Annotated in this window: 16 protein-coding genes and 1 pseudogene; 4 read left to right on the plus strand and 13 right to left on the minus strand. The window is 62.1% G+C overall.

Annotated features, from left to right (window positions below; genetic code table 11):
* Window position 1 precedes the first annotated feature (1 nt).
* Genes HY17_RS13045 through HY17_RS13055 form a run of 3 tightly spaced genes read left to right on the plus strand, consistent with a single transcriptional unit; the run spans window position 2 to window position 4,625 of the window.
* A complete protein-coding gene (locus HY17_RS13045; protein ID WP_034767223.1) occupies window positions 2–3,112 on the plus strand; it encodes an efflux RND transporter permease subunit in 3,111 nt (1,036 codons plus the stop codon).
* On the plus strand, window positions 3,088–3,399 hold the full coding sequence (locus tag HY17_RS13050; RefSeq protein ID WP_034767225.1) for a DUF3240 family protein: 312 nt from the start codon (window positions 3,088–3,090) through the stop codon (window positions 3,397–3,399). Before HY17_RS13045 ends, HY17_RS13050 begins: the two co-directional genes overlap by 25 nt.
* The gene (locus HY17_RS13055; RefSeq protein ID WP_034767227.1) at window positions 3,396–4,625 is read left to right on the plus strand and encodes a TolC family protein; all 1,230 of its coding nucleotides are present in this window, start codon (window positions 3,396–3,398) and stop codon (window positions 4,623–4,625) included. The genes HY17_RS13050 and HY17_RS13055 overlap by 4 nt, the downstream gene beginning before the upstream one ends.
* A gap of 70 nt (window positions 4,626–4,695) precedes the next feature.
* On the opposite strand, the gene HY17_RS13060 is transcribed toward HY17_RS13055, so the two are convergent.
* The 3 genes from HY17_RS13060 to HY17_RS13070 all read right to left on the minus strand — a co-directional run bounded on the left by HY17_RS13060 (window position 4,696) and on the right by HY17_RS13070 (window position 8,283).
* Window positions 4,696–5,292, minus strand: a complete 597-nt coding sequence (locus HY17_RS13060; protein ID WP_034767231.1) for a hypothetical protein — start codon at window positions 5,290–5,292, stop codon at window positions 4,696–4,698.
* Between the two features lie 209 nt (window positions 5,293–5,501).
* On the minus strand, window positions 5,502–6,404 hold the full coding sequence (locus HY17_RS13065) for a phosphatidylserine decarboxylase (protein ID WP_034767234.1): 903 nt from the start codon (window positions 6,402–6,404) through the stop codon (window positions 5,502–5,504).
* A 43-nt stretch (window positions 6,405–6,447) separates the two neighbouring features.
* The gene (locus HY17_RS13070; RefSeq protein ID WP_034767236.1) at window positions 6,448–8,283 is read right to left on the minus strand and encodes an ABC transporter ATP-binding protein/permease; all 1,836 of its coding nucleotides are present in this window, start codon (window positions 8,281–8,283) and stop codon (window positions 6,448–6,450) included.
* A 143-nt stretch (window positions 8,284–8,426) separates the two neighbouring features.
* Between HY17_RS13070 and HY17_RS13075 the strand changes: the two genes are divergently transcribed.
* Window positions 8,427–8,990 (plus strand): TIGR00730 family Rossman fold protein, encoded by a 564-nt coding sequence (locus HY17_RS13075; RefSeq protein WP_034767531.1) that lies wholly within the window; start codon window positions 8,427–8,429, stop codon window positions 8,988–8,990.
* Between the two features lie 28 nt (window positions 8,991–9,018).
* Here the strand turns inward: HY17_RS13075 and secF are convergent, their stop codons facing one another.
* The 10 genes and pseudogenes from secF to HY17_RS13125 all read right to left on the minus strand — a co-directional run bounded on the left by secF (window position 9,019) and on the right by HY17_RS13125 (window position 17,595).
* Entirely contained in the window at window positions 9,019–10,011 is a 993-nt protein-coding gene (gene secF / locus HY17_RS13080) for a protein translocase subunit SecF (protein WP_034767238.1), read from the minus strand.
* A gap of 16 nt (window positions 10,012–10,027) precedes the next feature.
* The gene (gene secD, locus HY17_RS13085; RefSeq protein WP_034767241.1) at window positions 10,028–11,632 is read right to left on the minus strand and encodes a protein translocase subunit SecD; all 1,605 of its coding nucleotides are present in this window, start codon (window positions 11,630–11,632) and stop codon (window positions 10,028–10,030) included.
* Window positions 11,633–11,684: 52 nt separating this feature from the next.
* A complete protein-coding gene (gene yajC, locus HY17_RS13090) occupies window positions 11,685–12,056 on the minus strand; it encodes a preprotein translocase subunit YajC (RefSeq protein WP_051600079.1) in 372 nt (123 codons plus the stop codon).
* Between the two features lie 93 nt (window positions 12,057–12,149).
* Window positions 12,150–12,803 carry a protein-L-isoaspartate O-methyltransferase gene (locus HY17_RS13095; RefSeq protein ID WP_034767244.1) on the minus strand — a complete coding sequence of 218 codons (654 nt, stop codon included), beginning with the start codon at window positions 12,801–12,803 and terminating at the stop codon, window positions 12,150–12,152.
* The gene (gene surE / locus HY17_RS13100; protein ID WP_034767246.1) at window positions 12,791–13,552 is read right to left on the minus strand and encodes a 5'/3'-nucleotidase SurE; all 762 of its coding nucleotides are present in this window, start codon (window positions 13,550–13,552) and stop codon (window positions 12,791–12,793) included. The genes HY17_RS13095 and surE overlap by 13 nt, the downstream gene beginning before the upstream one ends.
* Entirely contained in the window at window positions 13,549–14,829 is a 1,281-nt protein-coding gene (gene serS, locus HY17_RS13105) for a serine--tRNA ligase (RefSeq protein ID WP_034767248.1), read from the minus strand. Before serS ends, surE begins: the two co-directional genes overlap by 4 nt.
* Window positions 14,830–14,877: 48 nt before the next feature.
* Window positions 14,878–16,005: an NYN domain-containing protein gene (locus HY17_RS13110; protein ID WP_034767250.1), complete on the minus strand. Its 1,128-nt coding sequence runs from the start codon at window positions 16,003–16,005 to the stop codon at window positions 14,878–14,880.
* 87 nt (window positions 16,006–16,092) lie between these two features.
* The gene (gene tatC / locus HY17_RS13115) at window positions 16,093–16,920 is read right to left on the minus strand and encodes a twin-arginine translocase subunit TatC (protein WP_175354486.1); all 828 of its coding nucleotides are present in this window, start codon (window positions 16,918–16,920) and stop codon (window positions 16,093–16,095) included.
* Window positions 16,921–17,158: 238 nt separating this feature from the next.
* Window positions 17,159–17,357, minus strand: a pseudogene (gene tatB / locus HY17_RS20750) (Sec-independent protein translocase protein TatB); the annotation flags it as partial.
* A 22-nt stretch (window positions 17,358–17,379) separates the two neighbouring features.
* Window positions 17,380–17,595, minus strand: a complete 216-nt coding sequence (locus tag HY17_RS13125; protein WP_034767252.1) for a twin-arginine translocase TatA/TatE family subunit — start codon at window positions 17,593–17,595, stop codon at window positions 17,380–17,382.
* Window positions 17,596–17,603: the final 8 nt, after the last annotated feature.

Consider the following 17,603-nt stretch of genomic DNA (forward strand, 5'->3'; position numbering starts at 1 on the left):
CGTGCTGGATCGCCTTGTTTCCTTTTCGCTCACGCAGCGTATCTTCATCCTGGGCGCCGCCCTGCTGCTGGCCATAGCCGGCCTCTATGCATCGGCCCGCCTTCCTATTGACGCCTTTCCCGAGATCGCCCCCACGCAGGTCAAGATCATCCTGAAAGCCCCTGGCATGACGCCGGAGGAAGTCGAGTCCCGCGTTGTCCGTCCGCTCGAAATGGAACTGCTCGGCATTCCCGACCAGACTGTTATGCGCGCCAAGGCGAAGTATGCGATCGCCGACGTCACCATCGATTTCAAGGAAGGCACAGACATCTATTGGGCGCGCCAGCAGGTCTCCGAACGCCTGACGGCTGTTAGTGGAGATTTCCCGGAAACGGTTTCCGGTGGCCTTGCCCCGATCTCCACCGCCCTGTCGGAAGTCTTCATGTTCACCATCGAGAGCGACGACCTCTCCCTTGAGGAGCGCCGTTCCCTGCTCGACTGGGTCATCCGCCCCGCTTTGCGCACCCTGCCGGGGGTGGCGGACGTCAACGCCCTTGGCGGTCGCGTTCGGACATTCAACATCGCACCGGACGAAGCGGCCATGGCGATGGCAGGCATCAGCCTGGATGACATCCGCACAGCGCTTGAGAACAACAATCGCAATGACGGCGCCGGCCGGATGTCAGAAGGAGAGGAAGCCCTCGTCGTTCGTTCCATCGGCGCAACCGAAAACGAAGCAGATATCGGCGCGCTGGTGATCCGTGAAACGGATGGGCAAGTCCTCCGTCTGCGTGATATTGCAACCATCCAGCTTGGCAGCCTCACACGCTACGGATCCGTCACCCGCGACGGAGCCGGCGAAGCTGTCGAAGGTATCGTTGTCGCCCTCCGCGGGGCTGATGCCCGGACGGTCATTAAAGGCGTCGAAGACAAGCTCGCTGAACTCCAGAACAGCCTGCCCGAGGGCACAAGAGTCGAAGTCTTCTACAATCGCTCCGACCTGATCGAAAAAGCAGTCTGGACAGTTACGGAAGCGCTATTGATAGCAGTTGTTCTCGTGATTGCCCTTCTCATCGTCTTCCTCGGGGATTGGCGCGCTGCGCTAGTCGTGACCCTCATCCTGCCTGCATCTGCACTGGCAACTTTCCTCCTGATGAAAATGTTTGGCCTCTCGGCGAACCTGATGAGCCTTGGCGGTCTTGCCATCGCGATCGGCATGATCGTGGATGGTGCCATCGTGGTCACGGAAAATGCCGTCGAACGCCTGCACGAGAACCCGAAATCCAGCAAGCTGCATGTCATCTATCGCGCAGCATCCGAAGTCGCTCTGCCGACCGCTTCGGGCATCTTCATCATCTGCCTCGTCTTCGTTCCGTTGCTCACGCTGCAAGGCCTTGAAGGGAAACTGTTCGCACCGGTGGCACTGGCCATCGTGTTCGCCCTCGGATCCGCCCTTCTGCTTGCGTGCACACTTATCCCGGTGCTTGCATCCTATCTGCTAAAATCCTCCGGAGCGCATGAGACCTTCCTCATGCGGGTACTTACGCCGGCATATCGCAGCCTTCTGAACCGCACCCTGAACATGCCGGTGATCGTCTACGCGGTTGCGGCAATCAGCGTGGTGTTTGCCGGCTTCGCTTACACGTCCACGGGCAAGACTTTCATGCCGACCATGAATGAGGGGGCTGTGGTGATGCAGCTCGCGGCGCTTCCCTCCATCAACCTCAATCAAAGCGAAGCCGACGCCATGCGCGCGCAAGCCGCCATTCTGGATAAGGTTCCGGAAGTTGAGCACATTGTTGGCCGCATCGGCTCGGATGAGCTCGGCCTCGATCCGATGGGCCTGAATGAAGCTGACATGTTCCTCGAACTCGCACCGCGGGAAGAGTGGCGTGGGCCGGATACGGAATGGCTGGTCGGAGAAGTCCGCAGTGTCATGGACGACTTTGTCGGCATTGAGTCCTCCTTCACCCAACCGATCGAGATGCGTGTCTCCGAAATGCTGACGGGTTCCCGGGGAGACCTGGCCGTCAAGATCTTCGGACCCAACTCCGATGAACTGGCTGATCTGGCCGGGCGTGTGGAACAAGCCATCTCGACCGTTCCGGGCGCCGCGGACGTATTCACTGCATCGAATGATGTTTCCGAGTATCTGCAGGTCGAAATCGATCCGATTCGGGCCGGCCGTCTGGGATTGGATGTCATTACAATCCAGGATGAGCTGCGGTCGCGCCTTGAAGGTGTTCTCGCTGGCGAAGTCATTGAACCAGGCCGAAGGACTCCGATCGTCATCCGTCAGAACCAGGCCGAAGGAACTGGCGCCTTTGACTTCGGCAACCTTCTGATCGTGAACCCGGCCGGCGAGATGGTGCGCCTCTCCGATGTCGCCACTGTATCCCGTGTCGCCGGGCTCGCCTCCGTTGCCCGCGAAAATGGGTCTCGCTACGCCGTGGTGCAGGCCTTCGTATCAGGGCGGGACCTTGTCGGCTTCGTCGCCGATGCTCAGGCCGCAGTCGATGCGACGGTCGCGTTGCCGGCTGGCTACACGCTGGAGTTCGGCGGTGAGTTCGAGAACCAGCGCCGCGCGTCGGCCCGCCTGTCACTGATGGTGCCGCTGTCACTCGGCCTGATCTTTATTGTCCTGTTCGGCACCCTGAGATCGATGCGGCAGGCGCTGCTGATCCTGCTGAACATTCCGTTTGCACTGGTTGGCGGGATCATCGCGCTTAGCCTGTCAGGCGAGTACCTTTCCGTTCCGGCATCGGTGGGCTTCATCGCCCTCCTCGGCATCGCTGTCCTCAATGGGCTCGTTCTGGTCACCTGTTTCAATGATCTCCGCGCACTTGGTCTCGACACGGAACAGGCCGTGCGACAGGGGGCTGAACGCCGGCTGCGTCCGGTCCTGATGACCGCGACAGCCGCTGCCCTCGGCCTCGTCCCGCTCCTGTTCGCGCATGGCCCGGGCTCCGAACTCCAACGTCCGTTGGCGATCGTTGTGGTCGGCGGGCTCGTTTCTTCCACCATTCTGACACTGTTCCTTCTGCCGGTGCTTTACCGCCGGTTCGGTGTCGACCGCACGCCAGCCGGTGTGCCGCAAGGAGAGGTTCAATGGATTCGCCCCTACGCAAACTGACGCTTGTCTGCCCGAAAAGCATTCAGCCCACCGTGCTGGACACGCTGGACGCGATTGACCCGCCGCTGCCCGGCTATACCAGCCATGATGGGCTCGGCCATGGCAGCTCGATGGATCTCGCCTCGACTGCGGAAAAGGTGAAAGGCGCGATGAAAGTCTTCACTGTGCTGATGGTCCTGCCGGAGAATGCCATTCCGCTCGTTCTGGAAACCATCCGCCAGGCCTGCCCGCGCCGCCAGATCTCCTACTGGATCGAACCCGTACTCGATTTTGGACGCCTCAAATGAAACTGCCTCTTCTTGCCGCCGCGTTTGCTGGCGCCATCTTCTTCGCCCAACCTGCCGCCAGCCAGACCGATCCTGTTGTCGACCTGATGGAACAGGCCATCCGGACGAGCCCGTCTTACCGCTCTGCTAAGGCCGATGTGGACCGGGCGAGCGCCTCGGCGCGGCGGATCGCTTCCGGCCCTTATGAGTTCGAGATGAATGCCAGCGGCGGGCAGCGCAAGATCGACGACCCTCTGGCATCGGAGAACCGGTATACGGAATGGTCTGCCGGCATTTCCCGCACTGTGCGCCTGCCGGGCAAGCGCCAGGTCGACTCCAATCTGGCGCAGCTGGAAATCGACCTTGCCGGTACCGGGCTCGACCAATCCCTGTTCGCCGAGCGGGAGAAGTTCGCTTCGCTCTGGAATACCTGGCGCCGGGCGGACCTGTTGTCGGAGTCCTCTGCGTCTCAGGCGGCGGAAGCGCTGCGCATCGCCGAACTCCAGCAGATCGCCGTGGACAAAGGTGCAGAGCGCCAGATCCGGGCGGACCAGCTGGCCGCCGAGGCCGGTTTGCTGCAATTGCAGGCCGAGCAGGACCGGACAGCCGCTCAGGTCGCCCGCGCGGCCCTGGTCGCCCGCTATCCCGATATCGTGTTTCCGGAGCGGACTGCGCCGCTCGATGTGTCCGATGAGATGATATCCCCCCTGTTCGAGGCGGATATCGAGAACACACCGTCTTATCGCCGCGCGGGCCTGGTCGCAGAACAGGCCCGGCTGAAGGCACAGCGCGCGCGGATGGAGAAGCGCCCGGACCCGACCTTCGGACTCGACTTCGGCAATGAGTTTGGCGGATCCGAAACCAGTGTCATGGCCCGGGTCAGTATTCCCATCGGCGGCTCGGCCCGCCGGGCCTATGCGCAGGAAATGTCTGCCAGCGCCACCGTTGCCGAGCTGGACCGCGTCACCGCCCAGCGAGAAGCCTTCCAGGCGGTGCAGTCTGCGCGGCAGTCTCTTGGCGCTTCGATGACACTCTACGAAAAATCCCTTGAGACAGCCGAGTCCTCCCGGAAGATTCTGGAGACGATCCAGAAAGGCTACGAGTATGGCGAGATCACCATCACCGAATTCCTGAACGGCCGGCGTGCCCTGATCTCGGCCGAACGGATGGTGGCGGAACAACGCGCGCGGCTGGAAAGCGACGTGCTTCTGCTGCTGGCTCTGACAGGTGGTCCGGAAACGGAATAACTGCCTTCACCGGCACCTCCGCCCGGACACGCTCCCGCGCTCCGGCAAAGTCACCCAATTGTCGGGAAGTTCAGCCCGTGTCCGGATCCGGCCACCGTTTCAGCGCTTCAAGCAGCTGAACGGTCAGCCCGCCGGAGACGAGGGCGATGGCGGCGGGCATGCGGTGGGTGTTCGGGATAGGCGGCACGTGCGGCCGGGCCTCACCCGCCGCCTGCCAGCGCTGGATCGTGCGGGCGAGACATTTCGCCTGGCGCTTGTGGTGTTTCAGCGTGTCCAGCATGGCGTTCCAGCGCGCGATCAGCGGTGCGGCTGGGACAGGGCCGCGTTCCGGAACCGTGACCGGTCCTTTCAGGAAATACGGACATGGGCGCGAGGGCGCGGGCACCATGGTGAAGACATAGCGGTATTCCGTCTCTTCCTTCTTCGGCTCATAATAATTGCTGCCGGTGCGCGGCTTCAGCGGCGCGAGCTCCAACCGCAGCGCCAACAGGAAGATCAGACGGCGGAGCAGCATGGCGAGGCGCTTCAGCTCCGCCCGCACGCACCGGTTCACCGGTTTTGCAATCGTCTCAGGCGTCTTGAACAAGTCCACATTCACGTCCGCTTCGGCAATCGCGCGGGCAATCGTGTAAAAGGCCTGGGAGAAGAATTCGGTGCGGTTTGTCATGCCCGGGAGACTGGCATGGAAGGTTACCCGGGAGGATAGAATGGACGATTTATTGCGCGCTGTATAACAGGTCCGGGCATGCGGTGGTGGGATGAGGCAGAGTCGATACCCACCCGCTTTGCTGCCATCCTAAAGCACTACGGTGGTGCAAACATATGCCCCTGCATGACTTGTCATGACTATAACGGACTATGCCGGACTATAGCGGATCAATCGCCCTCTTCGGATCGGCGGGCGGCTTCGCGAAGGCGGGCGAAGAGGATGGCCGGGTCTTCTTCCGAAACGTCGGCATCCTCGGGCGAGACATATTGCTCGTCCTCTTCCTCGTCTTCGGCAAGCACAGGCTCGAACGGATCTTCCTCTGCAACGCCGGCCGCGGCTTCGCGCTGGATTTCAAACGCCTCTTCGATCTCGTCATCATCCGCATCGTGCGCGTCGGAGCGGAGGCGTCCGATCACGGTCTCACCACCGACGAGTGACTGGCCCGGCCATATCAGCTGGCCGGAACTGGTGGGAATGAAGAGATCGCACCAGCCGCCGAGGCGTCGCGTGCCGCACGGTTTGCCGAGGCGGGCAATGTCGCCTGCGTTCATGTCGATCTCAATACGCGGGCCGAAACCACCAGACGCGAGGCGGATGCCGACCTGCTGGCTATGACTTTCAAAGCACATCCATGCCCGGGCGAGCCCCTCGTCATCCGCGCGCATGGCGATCGGGATGGAGGAGTCGCCCTCTTCCAGCGTGACATGTTCCAGGCTGCCGGAGATCGGCGTGTAGATCTTGTTCGTGGAGACCGGCGCCGAAGAGATGCGCACACGGGTCACGACAGGCGTGTGCAGGCGCAGTTCGGGCGGTGCCTCAACCTGTTTAATCGACACGACGATGCCGTCACACGGTGCGACGATACCGCTGGCGAGTTCCGGCGGAGTCCGCTGCGACCAGCGGGTCGCCAACAGGGTCGCGATAAAGGCGAGAAAGCCGAGCCAGAACAGCGGTGCCCACAGCCAGCCGAGCAGCAGGGCGCCGAGGAATACAGCGAAGGCCACGACGATGCCTTCAATGTCGAAGCCGCCATTCAGCCAGGGCGTGGACTTGTGGTCCAGGTCATCCATAATTCAGCACGCTTTCTTTTCCCATCCCAACTTTTTAGGGCCCTTATTCGGCCGCAAGTTCGAGATTCGCACTGCGGGCCTGTCTTTCCCACATATCAGCATATTTCCCGTGCTTTGACAGCAGGGTGGCATGATCTCCTCGCTCGATCACCTGCCCGGCTTCCAGCACGAGGATTTCATCAGCGGACTTCACGGTAGACAGGCGGTGGGCAACCATCAGCGTGGTGCGGCCCTGGGAGGCTTCGTCGAGCGCTTCCTGCACGGCCTGTTCGGTGGCGCTGTCGAGGGCCGAGGTCGCCTCGTCCAGCACGAGGATGGCCGGATCGGCAAGAATAACGCGGGCGATGCCGACGCGCTGTTTCTCGCCGCCGGAGAGCTTCAGGCCCCGCTCACCAACGCGGGTGTTCCAGCCTTCGGGCAGGCTTTCGATGAAGTCGAGCAACTGTGCCCGGCGGGCGGCGTCGCGCACTTCCTCATCCGTCGCATCCGGGCGCGCATAGGCAATGTTGCTGCGAATCGTGTCGTTGAAGAGGACCACATCCTGCGGCACGAGGCCGAGTGCGCGGCGGAGCGATTCCTGCGTCAGATCCCGCACGTCATGGCCATCGACCAGCACGCGGCCGGATTTGACGTCATAGAAGCGGAAGAGGAGTTTCAGCAGGGTTGATTTGCCCGCGCCGGACGTGCCGACAAAGGCGATTTTCTTGCCGGGCTCCAGCTCGAAGCTGACATCCTGCACGCCGACGGCGCGGCCCTCATGGCTGAAGGAGACGTTCTCGAATTTCACGCTGCCGACGGGATGCGCGAGCTCGATGGCATCCGGCGCGTCGGTGATTTCGGGTTTCATGTCGAGCAGGCCGTAGAGCTTTTCGAGGTCCACCGCGCCCTGCTTGATCTCGCGCCAGGCCCAGCCGAGGATGTTCAGCGGCGCATAAAGCGACAGCATCATCAGCATGACGGCCGTTAGGTCGCCGATCTGCATCGTGCCGTTGATGACGTTCCAGGCCGACAGGACCAGCACGGCGGCAAGGCCGCCATTCATCACGAAGGCCTGCGTGGCGTTCAGGATGTACATGGACCGGACGGTCTCTACATAATGTTGGTTGTAATTGGCCATCGCCTTGCCGAAGCGGTCGGTTTCCCGGCGCTCGGCGGCGAAGGATTTCACCGTCTCGAAATTGGTGAGGATGTCGACCGAGGTGGCGCGGAAATGCGTGTCGGCCTCGTTCATCTTGCGTCGCTGGCGCACGCGCCATTCGGTGATGATGACCGTCGCGACGACATAGATTGCGATTGTGGCGACCGCGATAAGCGCGAGTTTGTAGTCATAGGCGAGACCCAGCGCGACGGAGGCCAGGATCAGGCGCACGAAAGTGGGCCCAATATTGAAGGCGAGGAAGCGGATTAGGTAGTCGATGGCGCTGGCGCCGCGCTCGATCACACGGTTGAGGGCGCCGGTACGGCGGGTCTGGTGGAAGTTCAGCGACAGGAGCTGGGCATGGCCGAAAGCATCGACGCTGGCGACGCGCTGGGCATCCTGGCTGACCGGCGAGAACAGCCAGTCGCGCAGCTGGGGCATGGCGCCGGCTGCGAACCGCACGCCAATGCCGAAAGCGAGCCAGATGGCCGCTGTGCTGAAGGAGGCTGCTGCGCCGCCGGACGGGGCGACCTGGTTGATCGCGTGGCCGACAACGAGCGGTGAGACGACTTCCAGCACCGAGGCGCCGAGCGTCAGCAGGACGGCAATCGCGATGACCGGGCGCCATTTCGCCAGTTCAGGCCGCCAGAGCAGCTTCAGGATGCGCCCGATGGAGGGGCCGAGGCCGCCATCGGCGCTTTCGATCTTGTCGTGGTTCTGGCTGGTATGTGGAGGACTCATTCCCCCGGATATGGGGCCGTTTGGGCCCACAGGGAACCCGAAAGCGCCGCTTTGAGCCTGAAAGCGCCTGAATTTCGCGCTGGCGCGGGCAAATGGCGCCCCATATGAGGGAAGGAATGAGAAAAGAAAACGAGGTTCAGGGGATGTCGAATTTGCGGTCGGTCTGCGTGTATTGCGGTGCGTCAGGCGACGTGCGCCCGGACTATATCGCGCTGGCTGAACGGCTGGGCCGGGAACTTGCGAAACGCGATATCCGGCTGGTCTATGGCGGCGGCGGCGTCGGCCTGATGGGCGCCTGCGCACGGGCGGCGCACGAATCGGCCGGCGACGTGCTGGGCATCATGCCCCGCTTCCTGCTGACCAAGGAAATGATCTACGAGGATGTCGAACATCGTATCGTCGAGGACATGCACACCCGCAAGCAGATGATGTTCGAGGAGTCGGACGCCTTCATCGTGCTGCCGGGCGGCATCGGTACGCTGGAGGAAGCCGTCGAGATCCTGTCCTGGGCGCGCCTCGGCCTGCACGCAAAGCCGATGGCCTTCCTCGACGAGGACGGCTTCTGGACGCCTTTCTTCGAGCTGATGCGCCACATCATCGACGGCAAGTTCACGCCGGAAAGCTTCCGCGAGGCCCTCGTCCACAGCAATACGCCGGAAAAGGCGATCGATGCGCTGTGCGACCGGATCGTGATGCTGGGCCAGTAGGCCCCCCGCCCTTGAGCCAATCGGGTGCCTAGACTCCCGTGAAGCCCTGCACTTCCTCGACTGTCTTTTTCGTGAAGTCCATGCCGAGTGACAGGACCAGCGCCGAGGCGATGAAGATCGAGGAATAGGTACCGATAAAGATACCGAAGATCAACGCGAAGCTCATGCCCTGCAGCACCGGGCCGCCGAGGAAATAGATCGCGAACAGGGAGATCAGCGTCGTGCCGGAGGTCAGCAAGGTACGCGACAGGGTCGTGTTCAGCGACATGTCGATCACTTCGCGGTCCGGCATCTTCTTGTACTTGCGGCGATCTTCCCGGATCCGGTCGAACACGACGACCGTGTCGTTCATGGAGTAACCGATGATGGTCAGCAGGGCCGCGATGGAGGTGAGGTTGAACTCAATCCGCAGCAGCGCAAACATGCCGAGCGTGATGATCACGTCGTGCGCCAGCGCCGCGATGGCCCCCACCGAGAACTGCCACTGGAAGCGGAACCAGATATAGACCAGCATCATGGCCAGGGCGACAATCAGCGCCGTAATCCCGTCCGTGAACAGTTCTTTCGACACTTTCGGGCCAACGGAGTCGTTGCGCAGGAAATCGCCGTTCTCAACGCTCAGATTAAACGCATCCGACAATGTCTGCACGATCAGTTCGTTGGTGGCACCGGACGCGCGTTCCGCTTTCTGCTCGTCCGACAGCGACTGGAAGTCTTCGCCAAGGAGATCCGGCGGCGCTTCGCCGAATTTCACAACGACGATCTCGCGCCCGTCCGTTCCGCGGGCACTGTTGACCTCGGCATTGATCGGCATCGCGGCGCGGACGGCCGGCACAGTGACCGTATCGGTCTTGGCCAGTTCCATGACCGTACCGCCGGCGAAATCGACGCCGAAATTGAGGCCGCGCGTTCCCAGCAGGAAGGCGGAAGCGGCAATCAGGATCATCGAGAACAGAGCCCCGGCAATCCGCATGTTCATGAAGGGGACGTTTGTCCGTTCGGGCCAGTACTTGATCAGCATAGCGTCTCTCCAGCCCCTAAATCCCGAACCGCTTGGGTTTCAGCAGTTTCATATATCCGACCGTGATCATCCGGGTGACGACATAGGCCGTGAAAACCGACGTCACGATGCCGATCGACAGGGTCACGGCAAAGCCTTTCACCGGACCGGAGCCCAGCAGGTAAAGGATCGTCGCGGCGATCAGCGTGGTGATGTTGGCGTCCATGATGGTCGACAACGCACGCTCATAGCCGGCCTGCGTGGCCGTCCAGGGCGAGCGGCCTTCACCCTGCTCTTCCCGGATCCGTTCGAACACCAGCACGTTGGCGTCCACCGCCATACCGATGGTCAGGATGATACCGGCGATGCCCGGCAAGGTCAGCGTCGCCCCCACACCGGACAGACCGGCAAAGATCAGGATGATGTTGCAGGACAGGGACAGCACCGCGAAGAAGCCGAGCGTCCCGTAGATCAGCACCATGAAGACGGCGACGGCAGCCAGGCCGATCAGGGCTGCCGTGTAGCCGGCATTGATCGAGTCCTGTCCGAGCGTCGGGCTGACGGTCCGCTGGTCGAGGAATTGCAGCTTGGCCGGCATCTCACCCGCCTCAATGATGGCGGCGAGGTCGATGGCTTCCTGCTGGGTAAAGTTACCCGTGATGCGAACGTTACCGCCCGGGATCGGCTCGTTGATGTTCGGCGCCGACATGACGTGATCGTCCAGCACGATGGCAAACTGCTTGCCAGTGTTCTTGGCCGTCGTCTCATAGAATTTGCGCGCGCCGTTGCCATTCAGACGGAAGGTGATCTGCGGACGGTTTTGTTCGTCAAAGCCTTGCGCGGCATTGGCGATGTCGGACCCGACGATCTCCGGAATATTGTTCACCAGCAGCGGGCCTGTCTCGTCGCCCGTCAGCAGGCGGAAACCCGGTTTCACAGCACCGGCCTGCGCAGCCTGGATCGCGGCGGGGCTGGAATCGACCAGGTTGAAGGTCATCCGGCCATCGCGGTTCAGCAGGTCTTTCAGGCGCTGCGGGTCCGGCTCGCCCGGGGCTTCCAGAATGATCCGGTTGTTGCCCTGCGGCGTGATCGAGATTTCGGAAACGCCTTCCGGGTCCACGCGGCGGCGCACGATCGTCATTGTCTTGTTGAGGGCATCCTTCAGCAGCGATTCCTCAGCGGCCTGCGGCACGGTGATGGTGATCGTGTCCTTGCCGGAAATGTGCATTTCATACATCTGCGCGCCGCCAATGACGCCGCCGACGGGGCCGTTCAGCTTCTGAAGGCGCTTCAGCGCGTCTTCGGTGCGGAAATTGCCATCGGCGTCAGGACGGGTCAGCCGTACGACCAGTTCGCGGCCCTTCACTTCCGGAAGGTTGAAGATGCGGTCCGACTGCGGCGTGGTGAGAGTCGACGACACGTCGCGGGACAAAACGTCGAGGCGGTTGGCCACGACTTCATCGGCCTCGATTTCCATCATCAGATAGACGCCGCCCTGAAGGTCCAGCCCCAGATTGACGCCCTTCTTCGGCATCCAGCCCGGCGCGCCGGACATGTTCACCACGTTCGGAAGCGCCAGGACGACGCCCCACAGAAGAATCACAGCAATCAGGCCGATCTTCCAGGGTGGAAACTGAAGCATTTGGGAATCCTTGAATGGCCGCGCCCATGGGCGCAGGGCTCAGTCGTTGGGCCTAGTCGTTTGCGGCGACCGGCTCGGCCTTGCCCCGCACCTCGATGACCATGGTCTTGATCACGCGAACTTTCACGTTTTCACCCAGGTCGAGGGAGATTTCGTCGTCAAACACCTTGTTCACCTTGCCGACGAGGCCGCCGGAGGTGACGACCGTGTCGCCCCGCTTCAGGGCCGTCAGCATGGAGGAGTGTTTCTTGGCGCGCTGCTGCTGCGGGCGGATCAGCAGGAAGTAGAAGATGGCAACCAGACCGATCGGCATGATCAGCAATTCGAACAGGCCACCGCCCGGACGGCCACCGGCTTCCTGAGCCACCGCCGGAAGCGCCGACAAAGCAGCTCCGATGAACAGCGCTACGTGCTTGTTCGCCATGATTTTCCTCTCTTCTGGCCCCTGAAAAAGATACGCCCCTATAGCTGTGGCCGCAGGGATTGGCAAACAAGGGCTGCAGGCGTGAATTCGCAGTCAGAGCGCCTGTGCAGGGCCTTCGCGCAACAGTGGCAACGCATGCCGGAAGCCCAGCCGCTGGCGCTCGCTATTCTCGTGCAGGCGCATCAGGACCTGCCCATCTGACGTGACCACCGGAGCTACCAGCAAGCCGCCCTTGCCAAGCTGGCTGAGCAGGACATCCGGAATCTCTGTCACAGCCCCAGCCAGCAGGATCCGGTCGTACGGTCCCCGTTCCGGCCAGCCGAGCAAGCCATCGCCGCAGCGCACCGCCAGGTTGGGCAATTCGAGATCCAGGATTCGCCGCCGGATGGCGTCTGTCAGGGTGTTGAAACGCTCCACCGCAAACACGTCCGCCGCCAGCTGCGCCAGCAGGGCCGCCGTGTAGCCGGAGCCCGCACCGATCAACAGGACACGGGATTCATTGCCTTTTTCCAGATCGAGCGCCTGGATCAGCTGCCCCGTGGTGACCGGACGCGGAATGATCTGGCCGCATGGGATCGGCACCATGGCATTCTCGAAAGCGAGATTGGTCAGCCCCGGATCGTCGATGAAGGCGGCGCGGTCGATGGTTTCCATGGCCTGCAGCACGCCGTCATCGGTCACGCCCTCCTGCCTGAGGTGGAGAACGAGCCGGGCTGCGCGAAAGGGATCGGCGATCAGGCCTGCCATGACTCCCGAAGCTTTTGGAGGAACGCCTCGTGCGTCAAGTCCACATGTAGCGGAGACACCGAAACATAGCCCTCATAGATCGCTCTTAAGTCAGTTCCTTCATCAGGTTTGGACAATTTGCCCCTGTAGCCGATCCAGTAATAATCGTTCCCGCGCAGGTCTTCCCGCCGGTCGGTGTGGATGATCGACTCGTCGCGGAAGCCCTGACGGGTAATCTGAACGCCGCGGACGTCCTCGGGTTCGAGATCCGGGAAGTTCACGTTCATCACCACATCGTCCGGCCAGCCCATGTCGATCAGCGGGCGCAGCGTCTTCGCGCCCCAGGTCCGGGCCGTGTCCCATGGCAAAGAGCCGCGCTCGCGGAAATTCTGGGACTGGCTGAGCGCGATCGACGGAATGCCCAGCTGCATGCCGAACATGGCCGCCGCGATCGTGCCGGAAAAGCTCGTATCCTCGGCGATGTTCTGGCCGCGATTGACGCCGGAGAGGACAAGGTCCGGCTTGTCGGGCATCAGGTCATGCGTCGCCAGCAGCACGCAATCGGACGGCGTGCCGGTGATTGCAAAAGCGCGGGCGCCGACCTTGCGGGTGCGCACCGGATGCGTCAGCGAGATGGCGCGGCCCTTGCCGGACTGTTCCTCTTCCGGCGCCGCAATCCAGATGTCGTCCGACAGCTCCTTGGCGATTTCCTCCAGCACCGACAGGCCGGGGGCATTGATGCCATCATCGTTCGTGAGGAGGATTCTCACGAGATGACCTCAAGGCCGCCAAGATACGGGCGCAGGGCCTCAGGGACGGTGATGGAGCCATCTTCGTTCTGGTAGTTCTCGATCACGGCGACCAGTGTCCGGCCGACGGCGAGGCCTGAGCCGTTCAGCGTGTGCACGAATTCCGGTTTTGCGCCGGGCTCGGGCCGGTAGCGCGCGTCCATCCGGCGGGCCTGATAGTCGCCGCAATAAGAGCACGAGCTGATCTCGCGATAGGTGTTCTGCGACGGCAGCCAGACTTCGAGGTCATAGGTCTTGCGCGCCCCTGCCCCCATGTCGCCCGTGCAGAGCAGCATGCGGCGGAACGGCAGGTCGAGCCGCTTCAGCACGGTCTCGGCGCATTCCGTCATGCGCTCCAGCTCCGCGAGCCCCTCTTCCTCGTTCGCAACGACAGAGACAAGCTCGACCTTGTTGAACTGGTGCAGGCGGATCATGCCCTTCGTGTCACGCCCCGCACTGCCCGCTTCCGACCGGAAGCATGGCGTGTGTGCGGTGAAACGGCGCGGCAGGTAGGACGCTTCGATGATTGTCTCACGGACGATGTTCGTTAGCGACACTTCCGCCGTCGGGATCAGCCAGTGATCGGCTGTGGTCTTGAACAGGTCTTCTGCAAACTTCGGCAACTGGCCGGTGCCGACCAGCGCCTGGTCTTTCACCAGAAGCGGCGGCGAGCATTCCGTGTACCCATGTTCCAGGGTCTGCAGGTCCAGCATGAAGGAGGCGAGCGCGCGTTCCAGCCGGGCAAGCTGGCCCGATAGCAGCACGAAGCGCGCACCGCTCATCTTGGCGGCGGTTTCGAAATCCATCATACCGAGGGCTTCGCCGAGGTCGGCATGGTCTTTCGGGCCGTTAATGCGCTTCGGTTCGCCCCAGCGGTGCTTCTCGACATTCATCTCTTCGTCCTGTCCTTCCGGCACATCGTCCAGTGGCAGGTTCGGCAGGCCATAGAGCAGTTCGTTCAGTTCGGCGCGGGCCGCCTCTTCCTGCTCGGCGCAGGCCTCAATGGTTTCCTTGGCATCGGCCACGACCTTGCGCAGGCGCTCGAATTCCGCCTCGTCACCGGACGCCTTCGCCTTGCCGATCAGCTTGGACGTTTCATTGCGCAGTTTCTCGGCTTCCTGCTTGTCGGTCAGGGCCGTACGCAGGGCCGCATCGTGGCGGTGAATATCATCCACCGCATCGCCGAGGCCCGGCTTGCGCCGGTTCCAGGCCTTGCGGAAGGCTTCAGGGTTTTCGCGGATCGCACGGAGGTCAAACATCGGATCGGGCCTTCGATGACTTTTAAGGGTCTTCTATAGCCCCAGCGTCTAATCCGCTGCGGCAGGCGCGTCCACTTGCGTTTCAGCCGCAGCCGGCTTTTCTGCCGGCTTCTCGACGGCCGTATCGATCACTTTTTCCGGCGCCTTCCCGTTGGATTTCTCAGGCGGCTTCTCCAACGCCGTTTCCACAGGCGGTTCCGGCTTTTTGGGCGGCGGCGCCAGCGGCGATGGCACACCGACCATGCGTCCACGGCGGCTACGCGGCCCGCGGACACGGCACACGATCCGCACCGTCTTGTCGGCGAGTTCCGTGACCTCAATGTCCGGGTTTTCCTTCGACAGCTTGTGCATCAGCGTCTTGAAGTTCTTCTGGCCCAGCCACGGCTTCACCCGGTTGCCATACTTGGTCTGGAAGCCTTCCATGCCCTCCAGCGCCCGGATCACCTTGTTGCGCGGCAGCGGCTGGTCAGGGGTGCGGGCGCCAAGCTGCATCACAATATCGGCGGCGAGCCGTATCTGCTGGACCGCGTCCGGCGTGCCGTTTGCCTTCTCGACTCGTACCGCCTCGCGCACTTTCTTCATCAGCGGCGAGCGGCGCTCCGCCTGCTGGCGCAGCGGGGCGATCACCGGTGGATCGGAGCGAAGCTTGTACCATTTGCGCGGTGCACGCTCGTAATCGAACGCGGCCTTCAACGCACCGATATGGATCACACCGTCAGCATGTTCGGAGTAGAGCTGATAGGTCGGGTCGGTTTCCTTGCCCGCCGTGACAACGCGCAGGCCTGCCAGCTGGAGGCGGTTTACCACGGGCACGAAATCGGAATCGGTGGTCAGGATGACCATTTCATCGATACCGCGCATCGTGTGGTGCAGCTCAATGGCATCCATGGTCATGACAATGTCGGCCGAGGACTTGCCCGAGGCGATCTTCGTCTTGGCATGGGCCCGGCAGTCGAACGTCTCGAAGCCCGCCGCCTGAAAGGCTTCGCGGTGCACGTCATACTGACTGTTCCAATAGACCCGCTTGGACACGAATTTGCGGCGGAGTCCCTTCTCCGACAGCGCACCATCGGTCAGCCACAGAAGCCATTTCGGCAACGTGTCGACCATGGCCATGCCCGTAGCGGCGAAAATATTGTCAAAATCCACGAGCAGTACGCTCTTCAGGCGCGCCACAGACTACTCCTTGCTTCTCAAGGCCAGGCTCATTTGTAAGGTTCTACATCCGCGCAGTCATTTCAACAGCGCCGCACAGCGAAGCGGTCATTCCGCCGCGGAAGTAGCCTCGCGCTCAGCTTCTTTTTTCTCAATCAACTTCACGCTCAGAATGCCGACCTCATAGAGGAACAGCACGGGCGCCGCCAGCAGGATCTGCGAGATTGCATCCGGAGGCGTGAACAGTGCCGAAAATGCTAGAATGCCGACAACCGCAAACTTCCGCCCTTTGGACAGGCCTTCAGAGCTGACGACCCCGATCTTGCCGAGCAGGGTCAGGATCAGCGGCAGCTGGAACGAAATGCCGAACGCCAGCATCAGCGCCATGACGAGTGACAGGTAATCCGCCACCCTGGGCAACATGGTGATGTTTGCGACCTCGCTGTCGGTCAGCTCCATACCCACGGTGAAACGCGCCAGCATCGGCAACATGACGTAATAGACGAAAGCCGCACCGGAGGAGAACAGAATCGGCGCCAGAACCAGGTATGGCCAGAAGGCGCCGCGCTCATTCTTGTAGAGGCCCGGTGCCACGAAGGCGTAGACCTGCCAGGCGACAAAGGGGAATGCCACGAAGATGCCCGCAAACAGGGCGAGCTTCAGCTTGGCGAAGAAGAACTCCATCGGCGCAGTGTAGATGAAGTCCAGTTTCGCACCGCGGATCTCCTGCGCCATGCGGGCGAACGGATCCAGCAGGAACTCGTAGATGTCCTGCGCGAAGAAGAAACAGCCGATCGTCGCCACCGCCAGGGCCAGAAGGCTCCAGATCAGGCGGGAGCGTAGTTCGGTCAGATGTTCCAGCAGCGGCGCGCGGGAGGTCTCGACCTCGTCTTCCAGGATTTCAGGCTGCTCGTCCTTGGGGGGCGTGTGCGTCATGCCGGATCCCCCTTCGGCTCAGGGGCGGGGCGGGTTTCGGGCTTGGTATCAGGTTCGGATTTCGCCTCACGCTTTGACTCCGGTTTGGACTCTGGCATTTCCGGAGATGTCTGCTCGGCCAGCTTCGCCGCCGCCTCCGACCGCGACTGCGCCATGACGGCGGAGTTGACGTCCTTCTCATAGTCGGACAGGTCGCTCGTCGCCTGCTTCAGCGAATTGGAAATCTTCAATTCCTCGATTTCCTTGCGCAGGTCTTCGAGTTCGCTCTGACGGGCGATGTCGTCAAAGGCGGCCTGGAACTCGCGCGCCATGGCGCGGCCTTTGCCCACAAACTGGCCAAGACGGCGCATCATCATCGGCAGGTCCTTGGGACCCACGATGATCAGGGCCGCAACGGCCAGCACCATAAGTTCGGTAAAACCGAGTCCGGGCAGCATGGGGTGCGCCCTCCGTCAGGGTTCAGGACGAAGCCTTGGTTTCGTCCTTCTGGGGCGTGACATCGACCATGTCTTCCTTGTCGACCGCCTTGGGTTCGTCCTCATCCTTGAGGCCCTTGCGGAAGGCGCCGATGCCTTTCGCCATATCGGTCATGATACCGGAAATCCGGCCCCGGCCGCCAAACAGCAGCAGCGCGACGATCACAACGATCAGCATTTGAATCCAGCTGGGGGCCATGCCGGGGG

Source organism: Hyphomonas sp. CY54-11-8, from assembly GCF_000682735.1.
Lineage (GTDB): Bacteria > Pseudomonadota > Alphaproteobacteria > Caulobacterales > Hyphomonadaceae > Hyphomonas.